Below are 21,493 nucleotides of genomic sequence, written 5' to 3'. Positions count from 1 at the left end.
ACCGACCCGCTCAGAGCCGCTCCGGTCCTCACCGAGGTGAGGGAATCGGGGCGGCCGAACCGGCCCACGCCAGGGGTGTCGCACGCCCACTCGGCGAACAGGATCTAGGATTGCGGCTCATGAACACCCCGCTAGTCACCGACGATCTCGCCTCCGGGCTGACCGAACCCGTTCTGGCCTTGGCCGAAGCGGCCCGCGCCGTGGACGGCGTCGCGCCCCTGTCCGAGCAGACCGTGCTCCGGGTCAGGCACGGGGCACCCGCCGGCAGCAGCCGTTTCCACGTACTCCACGATCCCGCCTCCACCGGGCGGATCGTCGGTTTCGCCTTCATCGAACGCGTCGAGAACGAACCCGACTCCGGTGAGGTCGTCGTCCATCCCGACCACCGCGGCCAAGGGCTCGGTTCCGCGCTGCTGCGCTCGGTCAGCGAGGACGCCGGCCGGCGCGGGGTGCGGGTGTGGGCTCACGGGCGCACCCCGGGAGCGGTCTCGGTGGCGGAGGCGGCCGGTTGGGAACCGGTCCGTGAACTCCACAAGATGCGCATGCCACTGCGGGACCTGGGCGTTGAGGTGCCCGGCGGCCCCTGGAAGGCGCCCGAACTTCCCGAACCCGAACTGCGCCCAGAGGTCGCCGAGAAGGTACGGATCCGCCCCTTCGTGGTCGGGCAGGACGAGCAGGCCTGGCTGGACGCGAACGCGCGTGCCTTCGCCGACCACCCCGAACAGGGTTCCCTGACCCTGGACGACCTGCTGCAACGCGAGATCGAGGACTGGTTCGACCCGCGGGGATTCTTCGTGGCCGCCACCACCAGCGGCGGCATCGCCGCCTACCACTGGACCAAGACCCACACCGATGGGGCGGGGCTCAGCGACGACGAGACCGTCGGCGAGGTGTACGTCGTGGGTGTGGACCCCGCCTGGCAGGGCACCGGCCTGGGCCGCGCCCTGACCCTGGCCGGGCTACGGCACCTGCGCGACGCCGGCCTGCCGTGGGTCCACCTGTACGTGGACGGTGACAACGAGGCCGCCGTGCGTCTGTACGAGACCCTCGGTTTCTCCATGTGGGACACCGACGTCATGTACGCGCCGGCGCGACAGGGCTGATCTCGACCCGAAAACCCCGCCGGAAAACGGATTCCGGCAAGTGGGACGCGTCACATTAACCGATCCAACCCCTTACCGCCACAGGGGTGCGACGCGGCGTTCATTTTCCGTTCACCTTCCCTGGGACAACTGGTCACCTCTGGGGCTTACCTTCGCATTCGGTGCGGTAATCGACCACGTCCAGGCGACGTCGACCGTGGGGGCCACGGACGGGGGTCCCCACGTGGTCCACGCCCGCGCCGGCGTGACCGAGGAACCCGAGAGACCGGCCCGACTCACCATTTCCGAACCGGAGATTCCATGACGACCACGGACTCGCCCAAGGCGGCACCACCGCCTCAGGGCAGACGCCGGATCGGCGATGCGGCCTTCGCCGGGCTCGCCCGAGGGTCGGGTCTGCTGATCCTCGTGATCCTCGCCGGTGTGGCGGCCTTCCTGGTGATCCAGGCCTGGCCGTCGTTGTTGGCCAACACCTCGAACTTCCTGACCGACCAGTCGTGGGACGCCAACACCAGGGAGAACCCCTCCTTCGGTGTGGCCGCGCTGGCGTTCGGCACCGTTCTGGCCGCCGGCATCGCGCTGTTGTTGGCCACCCCGGTCGCCATCGGTATCGCCCTGTTCATCGTCTACTACGCGCCGCGGAAGCTCGCCGCCACACTCGGCTACCTCGTCGACCTGCTCGCCGCGATCCCCAGCGTGGTCTACGGCCTCTGGGGCATGATGGTGCTCGCCCCCCAGCTGGTCCCCGTCTACGAGGGCATGACCCGCTACCTGGGCTGGATCCCGCTGTTCGCCGGCCCCTCCTCCACCTCCGGTCGCACCCTGCTCACCGCGAGCATCGTCCTCGCCGTCATGATCCTGCCGATCATCACGGCGATGTCGCGCGACGTGTTCCACCAGGTCCCGCAGGGCCACCGTGAGGCCGCGCTCGCCATGGGGGCCACCCGGTGGGAGATGATCCGCCTGGCCGTGCTGCCCTTCGGCAAGTCCGGCATCGTCGGTGGCGCCATGCTCGGCCTCGGTCGCGCGCTGGGCGAGACCATGGCCGTCGCCATGATCCTCTCCCCGGCCCTGGCGGTCTCCTTCAACCTGCTCCAGAGCGGTAACCAGACCATCGCCGCGCACATCGCGCTCCAGTACCCCGAGGCCACCGGCTACGGGGTCTCCGCGCTGATCGCCGCGGGTCTGGTGCTGTTCGCCATCACCCTCGCAGTCAACATGGGCGCCCGCTACGTCGTGGCACGGGGCAACAAGGAGTCCGCATGAGCACCACGACCACGCAGCCTCCCGCTCCCGGCCCCGGCCCCAAGGCCGGCACCAAGCTCGACCTCCGCTCGGGCACCCTGCCCCGTCGCTTCCCCCTCGGCCTGTTGATCGGCTGCGGAGTGGTGGTCGCCGGTGTCCTGGCCGCGTTCTCCTCCTTCGGGCTGGTCACCTGGGCCCTGCTCACCGCGGTGGCCTACGCGGTGATCATCGTGACCGCCTCCAACCGGGTGGAGGGCGGCCGCAAGGCCAAGGACCGCATGGTCACCGCCATCGTCTACGGCTGTTTCCTGCTGGCCATGACGCCGCTGGTCTCGCTGCTGTACACGGTGGCCGGGTACGGCATGGACCGCTTCAGCCCGTACTTCCTGTCCGTGTCGATGAACGGCGTCCTGCCGAGCATGGACGCGGGCGGTGTCTACCACGCCATCGTCGGCACCCTGGCCATCACCGGCATGGCCACCCTGCTGTCCGTACCGATCGGCGTGCTCACCGCCGTCTACCTGGTCGAGTACGCCCAGGGGCGGATCAAGAAGGTCATCACGTTCTTCGTGGACGTCATGACCGGTATCCCCTCGATCGTCGCCGGTCTGTTCGTGGTGGCGCTGTGGATGATGCTCTTCGGCCCGGGTCACACCAACGGCGCGGCGGGCGCGCTCTCGCTGACCGTGCTGATGATCCCGGTCGTGGTCCGCTCCAGCGAGGAGATGCTCCGGCTGGTCTCGCGGGACCTGCGTGAGGCCTCCTACGCCTTGGGCGTGCCCAAGTGGCGCACGATCACCAAGATCGTGCTCCCCACCTCGGCCGCCGGACTGACCACCGGAATCATGCTGGCCATCGCGCGCGTTATCGGTGAGACGGCACCCTTGGTCCTCACCGCGGGATCGTCGGCGGTCTCCATCAACTGGAACCTGTTCGACGGCCAGATGATGAACCTCCCGGTGTTCATCTACTCCCAGTTCCGCATGGGTGGGGCCGTCAACTACGAGAGGGCCTGGGCCGCGGCGCTCACACTGGTCCTGACGGTCATGCTGCTGTTCATCCTGGCCCGCGTGATCGGCCGCCTCTTCGCACCCAAGACCCGCTAACCCGAGGAACATCCTGTGGCGAAACGAATCGACGTCTCCGGACTGCACGTCTACTACAGCGACTTCCTCGCGGTCGAGGACGTGTCCATGACCATCGAACCGCGTTCGGTGACAGCGTTCATCGGCTCCTCCGGCTGCGGCAAGTCGACCTTCCTGCGTACTCTCAACCGCATGCACGAAGTCACCCCCGGCGCACGCGCCGAGGGCAAGGTGCTCCTGGACGACCTGGACATCTACGGGCCCGGCGTGGACCCGGTCCTGGTCCGCAGCGAGATCGGGATGGTCTTCCAGAAGGCCAACCCCTTCCCCACCATGTCGATCTACGACAACGTGATCGCCGGGGCCCGCCTGAACAACAAGCGGATGTCCAAGTCCGAGGCGGACGACCTGGTGGAGGAGTCGCTGCGCGGCGCCAACCTCTGGAAGGAGGTCAAGGACCGGCTGGACAAGCCCGGTGCGGGCCTCTCCGGGGGTCAGCAGCAGCGGCTGTGCATCGCGCGCGCCACGGCGGTCAAGCCGTCCGTGCTGCTGATGGACGAGCCGTGCTCGGCCCTGGACCCGATCTCGACGCTGGCGATCGAGGACCTCATTCACAACATGAAGGAGGACTACACGATCGTGATCGTCACCCACAACATGCAGCAGGCCGCGCGCGTGTCCGACCGGACCGCCTTCTTCAACCTCTCGGCGCCCGGCAAGCCCGGCAGACTGATCGAGATGGGCGAGACCAACCAGATCTTCACTCGTCCCGAGCAGAAGGACACCGAAAACTACATCACCGGCCGTTTCGGGTAATTCGACAAAACAACAGAAAATCCTCGTAGGCCGGTGATGGTTATGGCCGCTTCTGGTAGATAGGACGGTCACCCATGGCCACTCCGCTGATCATCGACACCGACACCGCGCAGGACGACTGTGTGGCGTTGTTGGTCGCGCTGCTCGACCCCGAGGCGGACCTGCGGGCGATCACCATGGTCGCCGGGAACGTCGGGTTCGATCAGCAGGTGCGCAACGCGTTCATGACGTTGGACGTGGCCGGGCGGCTCGGGGAGGTGCCCGTGTACCTGGGGTGCCGTGGGCCGCTGGTACGCGAGTGGGTGAGCGCGGAGAACGTGCACGGTGACGGGTCCGGCGGGTTGGACATGGATCTTTCCGGTCTGGCCACCGAGTCCGAGCACGCCGTGGACACCCTCGTCCGGATGGCGGCGGAGAACCCCGGCGAGCTGTCGATCGTGGCGATCGGCCCGCTCACCAACATCGCCATGGCGCTGGCGAAGGACCCCTCCTTCGTCGACAACGTGAAGTCGTTGTACGTCATGGGCGGTTCCAACAACGGTCGGGGCAACATCACGGCCGCCGCCGAGTTCAACTTCTACGTCGACCCCGAGGCGGCCAAGGCCGTTTTCGCCGCCGGGTTCGACGTCACCGTGGTGCCCTGGGACCCGTTGACGCTGCGGCGGGCGGTGTTCGACCAGGGGCGGCTGGAGCGGATCGCCGCGCTGGGCACCCCGCTCGCGACCTTCTTCACCCGGGTGTGCGCGGCCACCCTGGAGTTCGATCGCAAGGTGGGCATCGACGGCACCACCCATCCCGACTCGCTGACCGCGGCGCTGCTGCTCCGTCCCGAGCTGGTCCGGAAGGTGACGCCCTACCACGTGGACGTGGAGACCGCCGGGGAGCTGACCCGCGGGTACTCGGCGATGTCCTGGGGCGTGCACGGGCTGGAACCCAACGCCCGGGTCGTGGAGGAGATCGACGCCGAGGGTTTCTACGAGTACCTGGTCACGATGCTCTCCCGCCCCACCGAGCCGAACCGCCCGATCCGGGGCCTGTGAGCCACGGGCCCCGGGTGGCGGTACTCGCTACTCCGGAAGGCTCATCCCAACAGCGTGATCGTGCCTTGGGCGGCGGCCACGACCTTCTCTCCATCGTCGTCGACCATGACCAGCTCGCAGCGGCACAGGGCGCGGCGACGGGTGGACTCCACGACGTGCGCGCGGGCCGACAGGACACGGCCGATCGCCGGGCGCAGGTACTCGATGGCGAACCCTCCGGTGAGCACGTTGGCGCCCAGGATCGAGCCGCCCGCGAAGGTGAGCGAGTTGTCCGCCGCGTAGGAGAGCACCCCGCCGTGCAGGTAGCCGTTCTGTTGAAGGAGGTCCTCGCGGGCCTCGATCTCCAGGACCGCTCGCCCGTGCTCGAATTCGGTGATCCTCGCTCCGAGCAGCTTGCTGAAGGGTTGGGCGTCCAGGACCAGAGCGGCGAGTTCGGGGGTGATCTCGTCGGACATACGGGTTCCTCCAGTGTCGGGAACCATCACTGTAGAAGCCGATTCGGTTGCTGGGCCGGCGAGGACGACCCGACACTCCAGTGGACCCTGGAGTTCATCGACGAACAGGGTCGGAGTCTCTACCCTCCCCTGATCTTCGAGGGTCGGGTGGGCTGAGGAAGCGCACGGACCGTCCCGGGCTACGGGATGGAAGGCTTCGTCGCCGTAGGGCCGCCCTTGACGGGCGGCCCTACCGGGTCAGGCACTGTAAGGAACGGCTTCCACCAGGGTGACGCTCACGGTCTTGCCACTGGGGACCTTGTAGGAGCGCTGCTCCCCGCGGGCGGCGCCCAGCAGGGCCTGGCCCAGGGGCGAGCTCGGCGAGTAGACGCTCAGCTCCTCCCCCGCCACGCCCTCGCGAGCACCGAGCAGGAAGGTATCCGTGTCGGGGTCGTCCGCGTAGCGCACGGTCAGGACCATGCCGGGCTCGGCGACACCATCGTCCGGCGGGGCCTGACCGATGACCGCGTCCCGGAGGAGCTCCTCGATCTTGTGCATGCGCGACTCACGGGCGTCGGGGCCCTCGACGAGGTGGATCCCCATGTTCTCGGCCTCGGCGGGTTCCGCCGTGCCCTGGAGGACCGCCAGCTCCACGGTGAGCCGACGGTGGGCGCCCGGGGTGATCCAGACGCGACTGTCGTTGGACATCGTGTTTCTCCCTTGGAAGAGGAAGGGCGCCCGGCCGACGATTCGGCGGGGCGCCCGGTGGACGTTGTCGTCGTTCACCGGAGTGGGTCGAAGGGGCGTAGTGCCTCGGGCGGGTTTCCCGTCGCGACCGTTCGGGCGAGCATGCGCCCGGTGGCCGGTCCCTGGGTGAAGCCCCACATGCCGTGTCCACCGGCCACGTACAGGCCGGGGATGCGCGTCTCACCGACGATCGGGAGACCGTCCGCGGTGACCGGGCGCGAACCCACCCATTCGTCGGTGCGAGCGTCCAGGTCGACCCCGGTCAGATAGGGCTTCGCGGAGGAGGCGATCGCCGAGATCCGCCTTTCCTCCATCGGGGCCTCGATGTCACGGAACTCCATGGTTCCCGCGACTCTCAGCCCCTCGGCCAGCGGCGTACAGGCGACCCTGGCCTCTGGCAGGTAGAGCGGCCCGGGGACCGGTGTGTCGGTCGGTACGGTGAAGCTGTATCCGCGACCGGCCCGCAGTGGGACGGTGACGCCCCAGGGTCGGCCCTGCCGGCCGAGCCAGGCGCCGGTGGCGACCACCACGGCGTCCGCCGACTCGGTCTCACCGTGCGCGGAGCGAAGACGGAAGCCGTCCCCACGCGCCTCCACCCCGGTCACCCGGAACCCCTCGACGATGCTGCCCCCACGGGAGCGCACTGCGTCGGCGAGCGAGTGGGTGAACAGTCCCGGGTGGACGTGGCGTTGGTTGTCGATCCGAACGCCTGCTCGAACGGTGTTCGAGACGAACGGGCTCTGTGCCCGCACGTCGTCCTGGTCCAGCGCCGCGTAGCCCAAGGGAAGCCCCGAGGCCCGCATCTGGTCCAGCTCCATCAGGAGGTGGGCGGCTTGCTTCTCGCTGTTGAACAGCGCGGTGACCGGCGCGTCCTCGATCTTGGGCCCGTCCTGCAGGCCGACGCCCGCCTCGACGAGTTCGGTGAAGGCGTCCAGGCTCACGGAGCTGAGCGGCGCGTTGCCGGCCAGCGCACGCTCCCAGGTGGAGCGGCGGCTGTTGAACGCGAAGGCGGCGAGGAAGCCGAGCAGCCCGGTGTCGGTGGTCGGCGGAATGGACAGCGGGGACTTCGGGTCCAGGATCGCGCGCACGCCGTGGCCGAAGACCGACGGCTCGTTCAGCGGGATGGTCAGCCCGGGCGCGATCCAGCCGGCGTTACCCCAGGAGGACCCGGAAGAGACCGTATCTCGTTCGACCACCGTGACCCCGACCCCGTACCGCTGCAAGAACCAAGCGGTCGACAGGCCCACGATTCCGGCGCCGACAACGATCACGGTACGCGGAACTCCCGCGCCCTTCCCGGCCATGGCCACTACTCCCTGTGCACGACGACAAGAGGGCGTGGTCTGCCCTCTGTTATCAGAGTGTGCCCTGGAACCTTGGGCCGCCCTTTGTCCGACACGCACAATCTCGCCCTACGCTGAAGTCAGTTCGGAACAATAAGGGGGACGCCGTGGTCCTTTTGGACCGTTTGGTCACCATCCTCGGTACCTACGGGACCAGGTTGGTCGGGCCGCGCCCTGCTCCGGGCACGGTGCTGCGCGGGGTGGCCCTGCACGATCCCGGCACCTCCGGCCAGGAGGAAGGGGACATTCTCCTGGCGGTGGGTGTGGAGGATTCCTCGCTCGCGGTGGAGTTGGCCGAGCGGGCCGGCGCCGTGGCGGTGGTGGTGCGACCGGCGGAGCCCGTCGAGGGTCACGAAGGCGCCGAACCGCACGCCGAGGCCGCGGCGAACGCCGGTGAGCGGGGTGTGGCCCTGTTGGTCGTGGACTCGTCGGTGGCCTGGGGTCAGGTGGCCGGGGTGGTCTACGGGCTGGTGTTGGAGGGCGGCGAGACCGAGGCGGGGCGCGGCCCGGCGGACCTGCCCGCCCTGGCGGACACCATCTCCGACCGGGTGGACGGGCCGGTGACCATCGAGGACACGCGTTACCGTCTCCTGGCCTATTCGCAGCGGCAGACGGACGCGGACCGGGCCCGGTTGGACACCATCCTGGGGCGAAGGGTGCCGGACGAACTCCAACGTCACTTGGAACGCACGGGGGTGACAGCGCACCTGGTGTCCTCCGCCGAGCCGCTCCACCTGCCACCGGAACCGGCCCTGGGTCTGGGTGGGCGCACCACGGTGGCCGTTCGGGTGGGTCGCGAGTTCCTGGGGTCGGTGTGGGTCGTGTGCGATCGACCGCTGGGCGAGGATCGTTCCGCCCTGCTGGCCGAGGGCGCCCGGACCGTGGCCCTGCACATGCTGCGCACCAGGGTGAGCGCGGATCTGGAACGGCAGGTGGAGTCCGACCTGGTGAGTCGGTTGTTGGAGGGCGCCATGGACCCCACCGAGGCGGCGGGGAGGCTGGGGTTGGCCGCGACCGCGCACCGGGTGGTGGCGTTGCAGGCGCACACCCCCGACGAACGCCACTCCGCCACCCTGATCACGTTCGAGCGGGCCACCACCGGGTTCGGGTGGTCGCGCCCCGGCCGCAGCACGGTGTTCGGCAGCACCGTGTACACGGTGCTGCCGTGCGGACCCGACCCCGCGACGGCCCGTGAGTGGCTGACCACGATCACCCGGGGGCTGCCGGCGCACGTGACGGTGAACGCCGGTATCGGCGGTCCGGCGGATCTGGCGAGGCTCCCCTCCAGCCGCCGTGAGGCCGACGAGAGCCTCACGCTGCACGCTTCCCGGCCCGGGGACACGGATCGCCCGGTACCGGCCTATGACGAGTCCTGGGACGAGGTGCTGGTGCACCGGCTGCGCATGGCGTCACTGTCGGGGCGCCGTCCCGCGGACGGCCCGGTCGCCGACTTGGTCGCGCACGACACCGAGCACGGCACCCGGTACGCGGAGACGTTGCGCGCCTGGTTGGGCGCCCAAGGCGACCCGAACGAGGCCGCCCGGGAGCTCGGAGTGCACCCGAACACGATCCGGCACCGGATGCGCAGGATGGCGGGGGTCACCTCACTGGCCTTGGACAGCTCCCGCGCCCGGTTGGCGCTGGCGATCACCCTTGAGGCGTACACGGAGTGAGGGCGCCACGGGCGAGGGCACGTCGGAGGGGTGGAGCAAGCAGATTCAGCCGTTCTTGACGACGATGGTCTCCACGGTGTTCGCGACGTGTTCGAAGGCGTCGGCGGCGGTCTCCAACTCTTCGATCACGTCCTTGAGCTTGAGCACGGTAAGGGCGTCGTACTCACCGCTGAAGAGTTTGGCGAGGAGCTTGCGGTAGATCCGGTCCGCTTGGTTCTCCAGCTGGTTGATCTCGATCCAGTAGCGGGTCAGGTCCTTCATCGTCCGCAGCCGCGGCATCGCCTCGGCGGTGAGTTCGGCGGCACGTTCGAGCACCTCGATCTGGTCGATGATGCCTTTGGGGAGGCGTTCGAGGCCGTACAACCCGATGAGGTCGACGGCGGCCTCCATCGAGTCCATGACGTCATCGAGGTTGGAGGCGAGTCGGTAGATGTCCTCCCGGTGGAGCGGAGGTGCCGAACTCTTGTTGAGCCGTCGCATGATGGCGTGGGTGGCGTCGTCACCGGCGTGCTCGCAAGCACGCATCTTCTCGGTGATGGCTTCCCGGTCGGCCCCGTCGCTCATCAGTTCCACCAGCAGGCGGGCCCCGATGACCAGGTTGTTCGCCGAGTCGGTGAACATCTCGTAGTAACTGTCATCACGCGGGCGCAAGCGCAGGCGCACGTCGTTCTCCCGATGGTGCGGTGGTCTTCCTTGGTGGATGTTAAGGGCGCTGATCAGCTACTTCAGCGCGACAGCGTGGGACTCGTCCGGGCTGGACCCTATATGGGGGAGGCGGGTCCGGTCCGGGTCACCCCTCGTTCATCTGCCTGTGTCGGTGCGAGGAACGCCACGGGGCGTGGGTTCCTTCGCAATTCTCCCCATCTCCACCACACCGGGACGCATCGGGACGCTACCGCGTCCGGGCTCCTTCCGGCCACCGGTGCGTTGAGACAGGAATCACCCGGGAATGCGGAGATGAGTCCACATCCCTCCCCCTTGCCTTCGATGTCCACCTTGGGTCCAACCCCTCGACATGACAAGTACCCCATGGTTCATCGACGCGGTGCTCGGCCCCGGCCCGGACGCCGGTCCTCACCCCCGTAGGCTTCCCGCATGCCTTCCGCGCTCACCCCGAGTTCCGTGCGGCGCCTGCGCTCCGCCTTGGACGAACAGCTCGCCACCCTGGGCGAACCCGCCTTCCCCGGTTCGGACGAGGAAGCCGTGGCCGCGTGCACGTTTTTGGCCCTACGCCTGGAGGACCCGCCGCGGGCCCTGCTCAAGGCCGCCGTGCGGTGCGGTCTCGCCGTGTTGGCCGACAGGGCCCCGGGGCACAGCCTGGAGGTACGGGTACCGCCGTACGGGGCGGTGCAGGTGATCGAGGGCCCCAAGCACACTCGGGGCACCCCGCCCGGCGTGGTCGAGACCGATCCCCTCACCTGGCTGCGGTTGGCCGTGGGCCGGGCCGACTGGAAGAAAGCGGTCGACGGAAACGACGTGCGCGCCAGCGGCGTACGTTCCGACCTGTCCGAACACCTGCCCCTGTGGCCGGACGAATAGGGACGTTCGACCCCGGTTGATCGGCCACGGTCGACCAGCCGTTAAGCTGTGCGTGTGTCGTACTCCGACGGCCGGCTCTCCATGGACCTCGATCCGCTTGAACGCGGCCCGCAGGACGCCTGCGGCGTTTTCGGGGTCTGGGCACCCGGCGAAGAAGTCAGCAAGCTCACCTACTTCGGTCTTTACGCGCTCCAGCACCGCGGCCAGGAATCCGCGGGCATCGCCACCAGCGATGGAGAGCGGATCGTCGTCTACAAGGACATGGGGCTGGTCTCCCAAGTCTTCAACGAGGCGACGCTCGACTCTCTGAGAGGCCACCTCGCGATCGGCCATTGCCGCTACTCCACCACCGGGTCACCGGTGTGGGAGAACGCGCAGCCGACGTTCTACACGGCGCGCGAGGGGGGTCTGGCCCTCGGCCACAACGGCAACCTGATCAACACACCGGAACTGGCGGCGATGCTGCCGGAGCAGCGTCGTGGTGCCACCACGGACACCGAGATCCTCACCAACCTGCTGGCCGCCCGGGCCAAGGACGGCCAGGCGCTGGACGAGGCGGCCATGGAGCTGCTCCCTCAGGTCAAAGGTGCCTACTCCCTGGTGTTCATGGACGAGAACACCTTGTACGCCGCGCGCGATCCCCAGGGCATCCGCCCGTTCGTGCTGGGTCGCCTCGGCGAGACCTCCGGTGCGGGCGGCTGGGTCGTGGCCAGTGAGACCGCGGCGCTGGACATCGTCGGCGCCGAGGTCGTCAGGGAGATCGACCCCGGTGAACTCCTGATCATCGACGGCGACGGGGTCCGTTCCCGCCGATTCGCCCCGGTCCAGCGCAAGGGCTGCCTGTTCGAGTACGTCTACCTGGCCCGCCCCGACACCACCATCGCCGGGCGCAACGTCAACTCCACCCGGGTGGAGGTCGGTCGCAGGTTGGCCAAGGAACACCCGGTCGACGCCGACCTGGTGATCCCGGTCCCCGAGTCCGGAACCCCCGCGGCGGTGGGTTACGCCGAGGCCAGCGGAATCCCCTTCGCCCAGGGTCTGGTGAAGAACTCCTACGTGGGGCGCACCTTCATCCAGCCCAGCCAGACCCTGCGTCAGCTGGGCATCCGACTGAAGCTCAACCCACTGCGCGAGGTCATCGAGGGCCGCCGTCTGGTGGTCGTGGACGACTCGATCGTGCGCGGCAACACCCAGCGCGCCCTGGTGCGCATGCTGCGCGACGCGGGAGCCGCGGAGGTGCACGTGCGCATCTCCAGTCCGCCCGTCCTGTGGCCGTGCTACTACGGCATCGACTTCGCCACCCGCGCCGAACTCATCGCCGCGAACCTGTCGGTGGAGGAGATCGCCGAGTCCGTCCAAGCGGACTCGTTGGCCTACGTGCACTTGGACGAGCTCATCGCCGCGTCCGAGCAGCCCAAGGACCAGCTGTGCCGCGCGTGCTTCGACGGGGTGTACCCGCTCCAGGTCGACGCCGACTCCCAGGGCAAGTACCTGTTGGAGAAGGCCTGCGGCACCCCCGAGGATTCCACTCTGGCGTCGAGCCGGAAGTAATCACGTGCGGCGGGCCCCAGCGCCCGCCGCACGCTCATCCGTCCGTCCGGACTCTTCGGCGTGCCCTGGGCAGGGGCGGCGGAACGAACCGAGCGGATCATCCGAATACACGAGGAGAACTCGCGTGGCAGCCGACAACACAGGGACGACGGGCGCGTACGCGGCCGCGGGCGTCGACATCGCCGCCGGTGAGCGTGCCGTCGACCTGATGAAGCGTCACGTCGCGCGTACGCGCCGACCCGAGCAGGTCACCGACTCCAGCGGTTTCGCGGGCCTGTTCCGCCTGGACACGGCCAAGTACAAGGACCCGGTCCTGGCCACGTCCACCGACGGCGTGGGCACCAAGGTCATGCTCGCTCAGCAGATGGACAAGCACGACACCATCGGGATCGATCTGGTCGCGATGGTCGTCGACGACCTGGTGGTCAGCGGGGCCGAGCCGCTCTTCATGACCGACTACATCGCCACCGGCGCGGTGGTGCCGGAGCGTATCGCGGAGATCGTCGGCGGTATCGCGGAGGGTTGCCACCAGGCGGGCTGTGCGCTGATCGGCGGGGAGACCGCCGAGCACCCCGGCGCGATGGAGGCCGACGAGTACGACCTGGCCGGTGCGGGCACCGGTGTGGTCGAGGGCGACGCCATCCTGGGCCCGGACCGGGTACGCGAAGGCGACGTCGTGATCGCGATGGGTGCCTCCGGCCCGCACGCCAACGGCTACTCGCTGGTACGTCACATCGTGGACTCCGCCGGACTGGACCTGCACGCCGAGGTACCGGAGCTGGGTGGTGTGCTGGGCGAGATCCTGCTCACCCCGACCCGGGTCTACGCCAAGGACTGTGTGGCGTTGACCGAGGCGGTGGAGGTGCACGCCTACTCGCACATCACCGGCGGCGGCCTGGCGGCCAACCTGACCCGATCCCTGCCCGAGGGCGTGGAGGCCGAGCTGGACCGTTCCACCTGGGCCCCGCTCCCGGTATTCGATTACCTGGCGGACAAGGGCGGCGTCTCCCGAGGAGACATGGAGGCCACGTTCAACATGGGCGTGGGCATGGTGGCGATCGTGGCGGCGTCGGACGCCGAACGCGCGCTCCAGGTGCTCGCCGAACGGGAGGTCCCGGCCTGGCTTCTGGGCACGGTGAAAAACGGTGCGGGCCTCGCCACATTGAAGGGTGAGTACCGGCACGCGTGAGAAAAACGGACGCGAAGATAGCCGGTGCGAACCACCAGAATGGTTCGCACCGGCTATATCCACCTGTCCGCGACGGCTTCCGGTCGGAAGCCGTAGCCGCTACAGGTCAGCGGTTGATTCCGAGCGACCTGAAAGTCTCGGCGACGTATGACTACTTGTCGGAGTCCGAGTACTTGTCGGCGAGATCCGCGTAACGGTCCACCAGGTCGTCCTGAGGTTCAGTATCGGGATCGTCCGGACCCGATGGTCCGGAGGGAGACCCCTCATCCTCAGCGACACCCAGCTCCGACCGCAGCCGATCAAGGTCGGTACCACCGGTGCTGTACTTGAGCTTCCGGGCGACCTTCTGCTGCTTGGCCTTGGCTCGGCCGCGCCCCATTGGCTCGACCCCCTCAACGATTGGGTTCCGACGAACCCCAGATCACTTACTAACCCGCAGTACCAGGCTGATGGCCGTCAAACGCGACTGACGGCCTGCGCCAGCTTACGTACACACACAACCGTACCTGGTCGGACCGCACCGTGCCTACGCCACCCGGGTGTGACGGGTGTGGCGTGCGCACGGAAGCACTCCCTGCCAGGCGTTTCTCACGGTGAGTGCCACGGGCAACGATCTGTGCCACGATGCGATCGTGCTGCCCTACACCGCCTATCTCCGCGTCTACCAGCCGATCACGACCTTCTCTCCACGTGACCGACGGCACTGGGAGGAGTACGCCTCATCCGAGGATCGTCCGAAACGGATCAACGCGCTGGCCGCCGAACAGGCGGAGAACCTGGGTCGGACCATCAGTACACCCCCGATCGTCGCCCCCGCCGGAGAAAGCGAGGACGCCTACCTGCGCCGGGTGGACGAACGGTTGTACGTGTGCCCCTGGCAGACCCGCCTGCGTTGCTGGCGCTCCTTCGACGAGTTCACCACGGACACGCCGAAGGCCTTGATCGAGGCCTTCGTGCCTCGACAGGAGGCGTCGCGGGCGGAGGCCGGTTACCGGCAGTGGCGTGACACGGGGGCGGAGGCCAGGCCGCTCATCCTGTCGAGCACGTGGACGATACCGGTGCCGTGGTTCGTGCCCTTCGAGCACCAAGAGCGCTGTCTGGTCCTGTCCGCCGACACGACCAGGACGTTGTTGTACCTGACCCACACGTCCCAGGCCCGTCGCCGGTTGGAGCACACGGTGACGGTGCTGCGGGACAACATCGGGGAGCACGCGGTCTCGGGGTCGACCGAACGCCTCGTGGACTGGCTGGGGTCGGTCGCCCACCCCGATTCCCTGCTGGAGCTGGACTACGGAGGGCTGCCGCACCTGCTCAGCGACGACCACCTCGGCTCGGACCATTCGGTGGCGGAGATGTCCGACGCGATCGAGGCACTGTCCAAGGGCGACGGCGGTCGCGTGGTGGAGATGCGCCAACGCATCACCCGACGGTGGAAGTCCGTACGCGCCCTGGAGCACGCCAACTGAGGGTCATGGCTCCCTCAGACTTTCGTGGACAACCACGGCGGTGTTGTCGTCACCCCGGGCCGGAAACGGTGGAACGCCACGCCGGTGCACAACCTGGTACACCAGGTTTCTCGCCCCACCCCGGGCCTCTTTCCGCACGTGAAGGCGGTGTGGAACCCGGTTCCATCGGCCCACGACATCAAGCGTTGTGAAACTGGGCATAACGCCCGATAGGGATCGACGTAGACTGTAGTGAGTCGGTTACCGAGCGCACTCTGAGTAATCGCGAAACCCTTGCCACGCCGCGAATCCGCGTGGCCCGACCCACTGGCCGAAGCGGACGAGCGCCGAAGGCGCGAAACCGCCCATCTCCCTCCAGACGGCGACCGACCAAGGGCTCCGCCCCTCTCCCCCAAGCTCGGCATCCGGGTTTCGGTCAGGTCCGCCCTAGCACTTCGGGCACTCCGGATCGAGAAAAACGAGGCCTGAGAACGAAGTTTTGACCGAATACGCCACATGCCACTAAACGTGTCGCTAGAATCACTTAGCGTGACGCGATCACGGGCGGCTTTCGAAGGCCTCCCACGTGCAAAGTTGCTTGGAGTGGTCGCGCAATCACCTCGGGTGATGCCAGTATGGACTTAGACGACATACTGGACATCCGGGCCAAGTGCCAGGAAAAAGGCTCAAGGATCGGCACACAGATCCAGGAGGAGAGGCCGTACAAATGTCAACTCGCACGCCCGAGGCGGAACCCCTGTTGACCCCCGCCGAGGTTGCCACCATGTTCCGCGTGGACCCCAAGACCGTGACACGCTGGGCCAAGGCGGGCAAGCTGACCTCGATCCGCACCCTGGGCGGCCACCGCCGCTACCGCGAAACCGAGGTCCGCGCTCTGTTGGCCGGTATCCCGAGCCAGCGTACGGAGTGATCTCCCTGGTCTGTGCCGATTCCGGGGGGAGCGGCCGGACGGGCTCCGGCCACTGAAGACAAGAAGTGTAGGGGCGGGTCACCCGGACGGGCTGATCCGCCCACTCATGTGCCCTCGAAAGGCGAGGGGGACCGTGGACGGCCGGCGCCTTCACCCTCGCCCGCACTGTCCGGAACGGGTGTACCGAGTTCGACCGGAACATCGGCCCCACGATGCACCAGGACAGCCGTCACCGACCGGAGCCGAAGGGCTCTGGCGCGGACGGAGCCGAATCGTCGACCGTCCGGTTCAGTCCTCGATCCGATCGTCCATGGCCGTGGTGCGCTTGCGGGCCAGGAAGGTCGCGCTCGCGCCACCGCCCACCGCGACCACCGCGGCGGTGATCAACGCGGCGATCGAACTTCCGGTCGTCGCGAGCCGGCCGCTGGGCGCCGCCGCCTCGTCCTCGGGTTTCTCCCCGCGCTCGCCACGCTCAACACGCTCGTCTTCCCCGTCATCACCACCGGTCTCGGTCCCGTGAACGGAACCGATCGCCCACGCGTCCGCGAAGTCGACCGCGAACCCGTTCTGGTCCTCGGGGTCGCCCACCTGGACCCACACGGTCAGGGCGGAACGGACGCCTTCGCCCTTCCAACCCTCTTGGTCGTCCTCGAAGCGACTCTCGTGCTCGATGAAGCGGATGCTGACGGGGACTTCCTCGGCCGTCTCGCCCTCGGCGTCGAGGACCTCCAATGTGTCCTCGGCCGTGTACTCGCCCTCGAAGTCGGGGACCGGAGCTCCGAAAGCGGTCAGCTCTCCGTACTCCAGGCTCGCCTCGGTCCGCTCGTCGTAGCCGGCGTCGGCGGTGGATCGTACGTCCTGGAGGGTGAACTCGATCGAGTTGCCATCGGTGGAGACGTTCTCGGAATCGCCCTCACCGAGAATCACCACGTCCTCCTCGGACGGTGACTCGCCGGGTGTGGGCGAAGGCTCCTCGAAGGGGGTGTCCGGGGTGGGTTCATCGGCTTGCTGCCGGTCCCGCTCCGGCGGAGTCTCCTCGGCGCCGTCCCCGCTCTCCTCCGGGTCGTCCTCCTCCGGCGCGTCGCCGGACCTGTCGTCCAGGCCGTCCGAGGGGCTCGCTGAGGGGGCCTCCACACCTTCCGGCAGGTCGATCATGCCGAGATCGAGCAGATCCTCCACCCCGAGCCGGACCCGTGCCTCATCGACCCGAACCTGGGAACTCGCCCCGGTCTCGTCCACCACCGCGGTCCGGCTCTCACCCTGGACCCGCGCGTACTCGGCCAACGGGCCGAAGAGGGGGACCGCGTCGGACTCGTCCTGGCGTTCACCACCGAAACTGATGGCGGTGGAGTAACCGGCGACCAGGTCGCCATCGGCGACCCAGCCCTGTGCGCTGGCCCAGACCAGCGGGCTGGCGGCGGCGGGGGCCGCGGAGGCGACACCGAGCGTACCCAGAGCCACGAACAGGGTTCCACCGGCGAGGAACCGGCGGGCGGACGGTACGGCGGGAGTCACCACAACACTCCAGTTGTATCTGGGGGATGCCCGACCCGAGGGTCGGTGCTGCCCCGGTGTCGGTGCACCGGAACCGGGGGCACGACCCGACCTGGTGGCCGGGCGCTGTGATTCGGGGAAGTTCGAGGAGGGTCTCGAACCGGTCTGGGCGGGAGATCGGGTGGGACGGAGCGGGTGGAACACCTGTGCGCATTGCGATCCACATTGCGAGCCTAGTCCCTAGATCACGAAACGGAAACCGTTCTGTAGGCCACGTGGCGGTGACCATGGGGTGACCGGTATCGGGGCATGGGGCGATCACGGGTCGGGGGTGGCGGGCGCTCGGGAAAGGGAGGACCCCGGGGACCATGCGGTCCCCGGGGTCCGGTCGCGGCCGTCCCACCATCATGCGGTGGGACCGGCCGGGTCGACGGGCCTCACTCAGCCTTCGTCGGTCTCCTCTGCCTCGGCCTTGTTCTTCTTCCGCCGGCGAGCCAGGTAAGCGGCGGCGCCACCACCGGTGGCAAGGGCGACACCGGCGCCGATCAGGGCCGCGATGGGCGAACCGGTGCGAGCCAGGTCTTCGTCCTCACCCTGCTTGTCGTCGCCCTTGTCACCGTCCCCGGGGTGTTCCTTGCCGTCGTCCTTCTCGTCGTCCTTGCCGTCCTCGCCGCCGCCGGTGTCCCCGTTGTCGTCGTCCTCTTCCTCGTTGTCCTCGTCGTTGTCGTTGTCCTCGTCGTTGTCCTCGTCGTCGTTGTCGTCATCGTCCTCACCGAGGTCGCCGTCGGTGGTGGCCGCGACGGCCTCCGCGAGGTAGAAGTCGATTCCGCCCAGACCCCCGGCGTCGAACTCCGCGTAGAGGACGTTGAACGCGCCGTCCCAGACGACGTCCTCCATGTACCGGTCGTCGAACTCACCCTCGCCCTCCTCGTTGAGGACGGTGATGGCGATGCCCAGCTCGTTGACGTTCTCCTGGACGGTGCCCTCGACGAATTCGGTGGTGTAGGTGCCGTCCCAGGCCTTGGTGACGGAGATGACGGCGTCGTTGAACTCGACGTCGATGAGGAGGTCCTGTTCGTCGAACGTCTCGACGGTCCCGTCCTCGGAGAAGGTGGCCACGTCACCCTCGGAGGCCAGCAGCTCGGTGTCCGCTTCCGCCATGATGCCCAGGATGTCCTCCAGCGTCAGCTGGGCGTGGGCACTGTTGACCGCGACGGTGGTGTGCGTACCGGCGGCGTCCACACGGACCTCGGTGTCGGCGTCGATCGTCAGGAAGCTCTCGGGCTGGAAGGAGTGGTTGTCCGCGGCCGAACCTTCCTCTCCCTGCGGAGTGCCTTCCAGGTAGGTCTCCTGGCCATAGACCGAGGCGGTACCGGAACCGTACAGAACGGTGTCGGCCTGAGCCGGCATGGCGGCGGCCAGACCCAGGGCACCGAAACCGACGAAGGCGACACTTCCCTGAAGGACACGACGCGCGGTGATGCTGCGAGTTCTACGCAAGACAATCCTCATTCGGATTCGTCCGACCCTGGACGGGTCGGCCTGGTCACGCGAATCGCCGCCGAAAAGCAGACGGGAAAATCTCGGAACACGGAGTCGCGAGCCAGGATCGGTCGGGGGAAGGCGAGGGCGTTCAGAAGCTCTCTACCTGGGAGAACCGGGCTGCTTCGACCTGGAGCCACGGAGGGACGGGTGGCCGGTGAACCTGCATGTTACTTCCCGGTTCTCTTCGTGGAGACTACTCACAGACAAAGATCAAATCACCGAAACACAGATCACAAACAGATCACGATGACCCGAACATTGCCCTACGTGACCCGGCCCAAGGGATGGGTGAAGTTTTTTCCGGACTGTAAACCTTCCCATGACAAGCGCGTCAGAGGCCTTTCAATAAGGAAAGAAATAGGCCCGGGAAGGGTCGGGCGACCACGAAATCCAGCACCTTTTCGCATAGCGATATCCTGGCCTCTGTCCGATTACGGACTTCCAACATGGAACGTTCCCCCCTCTTTACGGGAGTACGGCTGAGGCATGTCGACCGGCTAGATTGTGGGCATGTTCGACTCCGCACCAACAGAGCGCCCGGGCCGCGGACGCACCTTGGCCCTGCTCTCATTCGCGGTGTTGTGGACCGCGGCCTGCTCAGCGCCCGCCGACGGTGCCCCGGAGGGCGATCCCACGGCCGCACCGCCACTGCCCGGCCCCGAGGACTCGAACGGGGAGAACGACGACGGTGGCGCCGACGACGGCCAGGAAGGCCCCGCGAACGGCGACGGTCCGCTGGGCGACCGGGTCGTGGTGATCGATCCCGGCCACAACGGCGGCAACGCCGAGGCCGCGAGCGAGATCAACAGCCTGGTGGAAGTCGGCAACGGTGAGAAGGCCTGCGACACGGTGGGGTCGGAGACCGTGGACGGTCACTCCGAACACGAGTTCAACTGGGACCTGTCGCTTCTCGTCAAGGAACGCCTTGAGGCCGACGGGGTCAAGGTGGTCCTCACCCGAGAGGACAACGAGAGCGTCGGCCCCTGTATCGACGAACGCGCCGAGATCGGCAACACCGAGGAGGCCGACGCCGCCCTGTCCATCCACGCGGACGGCGGTCCGGAGTCCGGCCGCGGGTTCCACGTCATCACCCCTGGTGAAGTGCCCGGGTTGACCGAGGACATCGTGGAGCCCTCCGCGTTGCTCGCCGAGGACATCCGGCGCGAGTACCTGGAGGGTGGCGACATCCCCTACGCGGACTACCTCGCCGACGAGGGGCTGGACGAACGCACCGACCTGGGCGGACTGAACCTTTCCACCGTGCCGAAGGTCTTCCTGGAAGCCGGGAACATGCGCAACCCGGAGGACGCGGAGCTTCTCACCGACCCCGATTGGCAGGCGGACGCCGCCGACGCCATCGCCAGGGGCCTGGCCTCCTACCTCATGCGCGACTAGCACCGCCTCGGTCGGGGCGAACCTCGACTGACGCGGCAGCAGGTTGTTCCTGTGACTCTGAGAGGGCCGCGCGCGGGAGAGGCCGCCCCCCTGGGTGCACCGACACCGGAAGTCGCCGCTGAAACGATGAGGAGGCCCCTGGGAGCCATGCTCCTCGGGGCCTCCTCGCGGTCCATGAGAACCGGTCGGCACGGACCGGCGCGGGATCAGCTCTCGCTGTTCGCGGCCTCGTCGACCTCGTTGCCGTTCTTCTTGCGACGAGCCAGGTAGGCGGCGGCGCCACCACCGGCGGCGATCGCGGCACCCGCGGCGATCAGGCCGATGACCGGGGAACCGGTCGTGGCCAGCGGCTCGGCGTCCTTGGCGTCCTCGACGTCCGTCTTGGGAAGCGTGTCCTCGTCGCGCTCCTTCGGCGGGGTCTTGTCGTCGCCCTCCTCGCCACCACCGGTGTCACCGCCACCGTCGGCCGCACCGGTGGTGATACCCGCGGCGCTCTCGGCGATCGTGTAACCGTTCACGATCTCACCGTCGACCGAGAAGGCCAGGTAGAGGTTGGTGTACGCGTCGTTCCAGAGGAACCCGGCGTCCTCGGTCTGGACGACACCCTGGTCGACGACCGGAAGAACCTCGACCGTGACCTCCTCACCGTTGGAGAGGGCGCTGACCTCATCCGGCAGGGACACGGTGCCCTCGAAGGCATCGTGGGAGACATCGCCGCCCCAGCTCTGAGAGGTGCTCACCGTGGCACCGGAGACGGTGGCCTCGATGACGACGGTGTCACCACCGTCGACGAGTTCGGAGTTCTCCTCGTTCAGCTCGATGACGTCGTCGGACGCGTTGTCGACGTTCTCGTCGGCCGTGTTCGCCGCGCCATCGGCGTCGGTTTCGGGGGCCTCGGAAGGCTCGGGGGTCGGGGAG

20 protein-coding genes are annotated in these 21,493 nt (G+C 68.0%); 12 read left to right on the top strand and 8 right to left on the bottom strand.

The annotated features are described in order from the left end of the window. Window positions 1–119: 119 nt before the first annotated feature. From mshD to BQ8420_RS30415, 5 genes are all read left to right on the top strand, one after another. Window positions 120–1,103, top strand: coding sequence for a mycothiol synthase (gene mshD, locus BQ8420_RS30435; protein ID WP_087103865.1), 984 nt, complete (start codon window positions 120–122; stop codon window positions 1,101–1,103). A 300-nt stretch (window positions 1,104–1,403) separates the two neighbouring features. Next, entirely contained in the window at window positions 1,404–2,369 is a 966-nt protein-coding gene (pstC, locus tag BQ8420_RS30430; protein ID WP_087103863.1) for a phosphate ABC transporter permease subunit PstC, read from the top strand. After that, window positions 2,366–3,454, top strand: coding sequence for a phosphate ABC transporter permease PstA (pstA, locus tag BQ8420_RS30425; RefSeq protein WP_087103861.1), 1,089 nt, complete (start codon window positions 2,366–2,368; stop codon window positions 3,452–3,454). Before pstC ends, pstA begins: the two co-directional genes overlap by 4 nt. Before the next feature lie 15 nt (window positions 3,455–3,469). After that, the gene (gene pstB, locus BQ8420_RS30420; RefSeq protein ID WP_087103858.1) at window positions 3,470–4,249 is read left to right on the top strand and encodes a phosphate ABC transporter ATP-binding protein PstB; all 780 of its coding nucleotides are present in this window, start codon (window positions 3,470–3,472) and stop codon (window positions 4,247–4,249) included. A gap of 74 nt (window positions 4,250–4,323) precedes the next feature. Further along, window positions 4,324–5,289: a nucleoside hydrolase gene (locus BQ8420_RS30415; protein ID WP_087103856.1), complete on the top strand. Its 966-nt coding sequence runs from the start codon at window positions 4,324–4,326 to the stop codon at window positions 5,287–5,289. 41 nt (window positions 5,290–5,330) lie between these two features. On the opposite strand, the gene BQ8420_RS30410 is transcribed toward BQ8420_RS30415, so the two are convergent. The 3 genes from BQ8420_RS30410 to BQ8420_RS30400 form a co-directional block, all read right to left on the bottom strand. Then, on the bottom strand, window positions 5,331–5,744 hold the full coding sequence (locus BQ8420_RS30410) for a PaaI family thioesterase (protein WP_087103854.1): 414 nt from the start codon (window positions 5,742–5,744) through the stop codon (window positions 5,331–5,333). A 237-nt stretch (window positions 5,745–5,981) separates the two neighbouring features. Then, complete coding sequence (locus tag BQ8420_RS30405; RefSeq protein ID WP_087103852.1) at window positions 5,982–6,431, bottom strand: GreA/GreB family elongation factor; 450 nt, start codon at window positions 6,429–6,431, stop codon at window positions 5,982–5,984. Window positions 6,432–6,505: 74 nt separating this feature from the next. Continuing rightward, entirely contained in the window at window positions 6,506–7,774 is a 1,269-nt protein-coding gene (locus BQ8420_RS30400) for an FAD-binding oxidoreductase (protein ID WP_087103850.1), read from the bottom strand. Window positions 7,775–7,920: 146 nt separating this feature from the next. Between BQ8420_RS30400 and BQ8420_RS30395 the strand changes: the two genes are divergently transcribed. Beyond that, entirely contained in the window at window positions 7,921–9,486 is a 1,566-nt protein-coding gene (locus BQ8420_RS30395) for a CdaR family transcriptional regulator (protein WP_087103848.1), read from the top strand. A 45-nt stretch (window positions 9,487–9,531) separates the two neighbouring features. Here the strand turns inward: BQ8420_RS30395 and BQ8420_RS30390 are convergent, their stop codons facing one another. Beyond that, window positions 9,532–10,149 carry a DUF47 domain-containing protein gene (locus BQ8420_RS30390; RefSeq protein ID WP_067600200.1) on the bottom strand — a complete coding sequence of 206 codons (618 nt, stop codon included), beginning with the start codon at window positions 10,147–10,149 and terminating at the stop codon, window positions 9,532–9,534. Window positions 10,150–10,581: 432 nt separating this feature from the next. Between BQ8420_RS30390 and BQ8420_RS30385 the strand changes: the two genes are divergently transcribed. The 3 genes from BQ8420_RS30385 (at window position 10,582) to purM (ending at window position 13,765) form a co-directional block, all read left to right on the top strand. Next, the gene (locus BQ8420_RS30385) at window positions 10,582–11,025 is read left to right on the top strand and encodes a sterol carrier family protein (RefSeq protein WP_087103846.1); all 444 of its coding nucleotides are present in this window, start codon (window positions 10,582–10,584) and stop codon (window positions 11,023–11,025) included. Window positions 11,026–11,079: 54 nt separating this feature from the next. Then, window positions 11,080–12,576 (top strand): amidophosphoribosyltransferase, encoded by a 1,497-nt coding sequence (purF, locus tag BQ8420_RS30380; protein WP_087104011.1) that lies wholly within the window; start codon window positions 11,080–11,082, stop codon window positions 12,574–12,576. A 124-nt stretch (window positions 12,577–12,700) separates the two neighbouring features. Then, window positions 12,701–13,765: a phosphoribosylformylglycinamidine cyclo-ligase gene (gene purM / locus BQ8420_RS30375; protein WP_087103844.1), complete on the top strand. Its 1,065-nt coding sequence runs from the start codon at window positions 12,701–12,703 to the stop codon at window positions 13,763–13,765. Window positions 13,766–13,916: 151 nt separating this feature from the next. Here the strand turns inward: purM and BQ8420_RS30370 are convergent, their stop codons facing one another. After that, the gene (locus BQ8420_RS30370; protein ID WP_087103842.1) at window positions 13,917–14,144 is read right to left on the bottom strand and encodes a DUF3073 domain-containing protein; all 228 of its coding nucleotides are present in this window, start codon (window positions 14,142–14,144) and stop codon (window positions 13,917–13,919) included. A gap of 253 nt (window positions 14,145–14,397) precedes the next feature. Here BQ8420_RS30370 and BQ8420_RS30365 point away from each other — a divergent pair, with 253 nt between their 5' ends. Continuing rightward, the gene (locus tag BQ8420_RS30365) at window positions 14,398–15,231 is read left to right on the top strand and encodes a hypothetical protein (protein ID WP_087104009.1); all 834 of its coding nucleotides are present in this window, start codon (window positions 14,398–14,400) and stop codon (window positions 15,229–15,231) included. Window positions 15,232–15,937: 706 nt separating this feature from the next. After that, window positions 15,938–16,141 (top strand): developmental transcriptional regulator BldC, encoded by a 204-nt coding sequence (bldC, locus tag BQ8420_RS30360; protein WP_013155387.1) that lies wholly within the window; start codon window positions 15,938–15,940, stop codon window positions 16,139–16,141. A gap of 288 nt (window positions 16,142–16,429) precedes the next feature. On the opposite strand, the gene BQ8420_RS30355 is transcribed toward bldC, so the two are convergent. Then, a complete protein-coding gene (locus BQ8420_RS30355) occupies window positions 16,430–17,656 on the bottom strand; it encodes a hypothetical protein (RefSeq protein ID WP_369825563.1) in 1,227 nt (408 codons plus the stop codon). A gap of 420 nt (window positions 17,657–18,076) precedes the next feature. Next, complete coding sequence (locus tag BQ8420_RS30350) at window positions 18,077–19,135, bottom strand: hypothetical protein (RefSeq protein WP_087103838.1); 1,059 nt, start codon at window positions 19,133–19,135, stop codon at window positions 18,077–18,079. Between the two features lie 555 nt (window positions 19,136–19,690). Between BQ8420_RS30350 and BQ8420_RS30345 the strand changes: the two genes are divergently transcribed. Then, on the top strand, window positions 19,691–20,575 hold the full coding sequence (locus BQ8420_RS30345) for an N-acetylmuramoyl-L-alanine amidase (RefSeq protein ID WP_087104007.1): 885 nt from the start codon (window positions 19,691–19,693) through the stop codon (window positions 20,573–20,575). A gap of 206 nt (window positions 20,576–20,781) precedes the next feature. Here the strand turns inward: BQ8420_RS30345 and BQ8420_RS30340 are convergent. Next, window positions 20,782–21,493: LPXTG cell wall anchor domain-containing protein (locus tag BQ8420_RS30340; RefSeq protein WP_143847664.1), on the bottom strand; the 712-nt coding region annotated here is incomplete at its 5' end.

Origin of the sequence: Nocardiopsis sp. JB363 (assembly GCF_900143625.1) — a bacterium.
In the GTDB taxonomy this organism is placed as follows: Bacteria; Actinomycetota; Actinomycetes; order Streptosporangiales; family Streptosporangiaceae; genus Nocardiopsis.
This window is presented reverse-complemented; position numbering and strand designations above follow the sequence as displayed.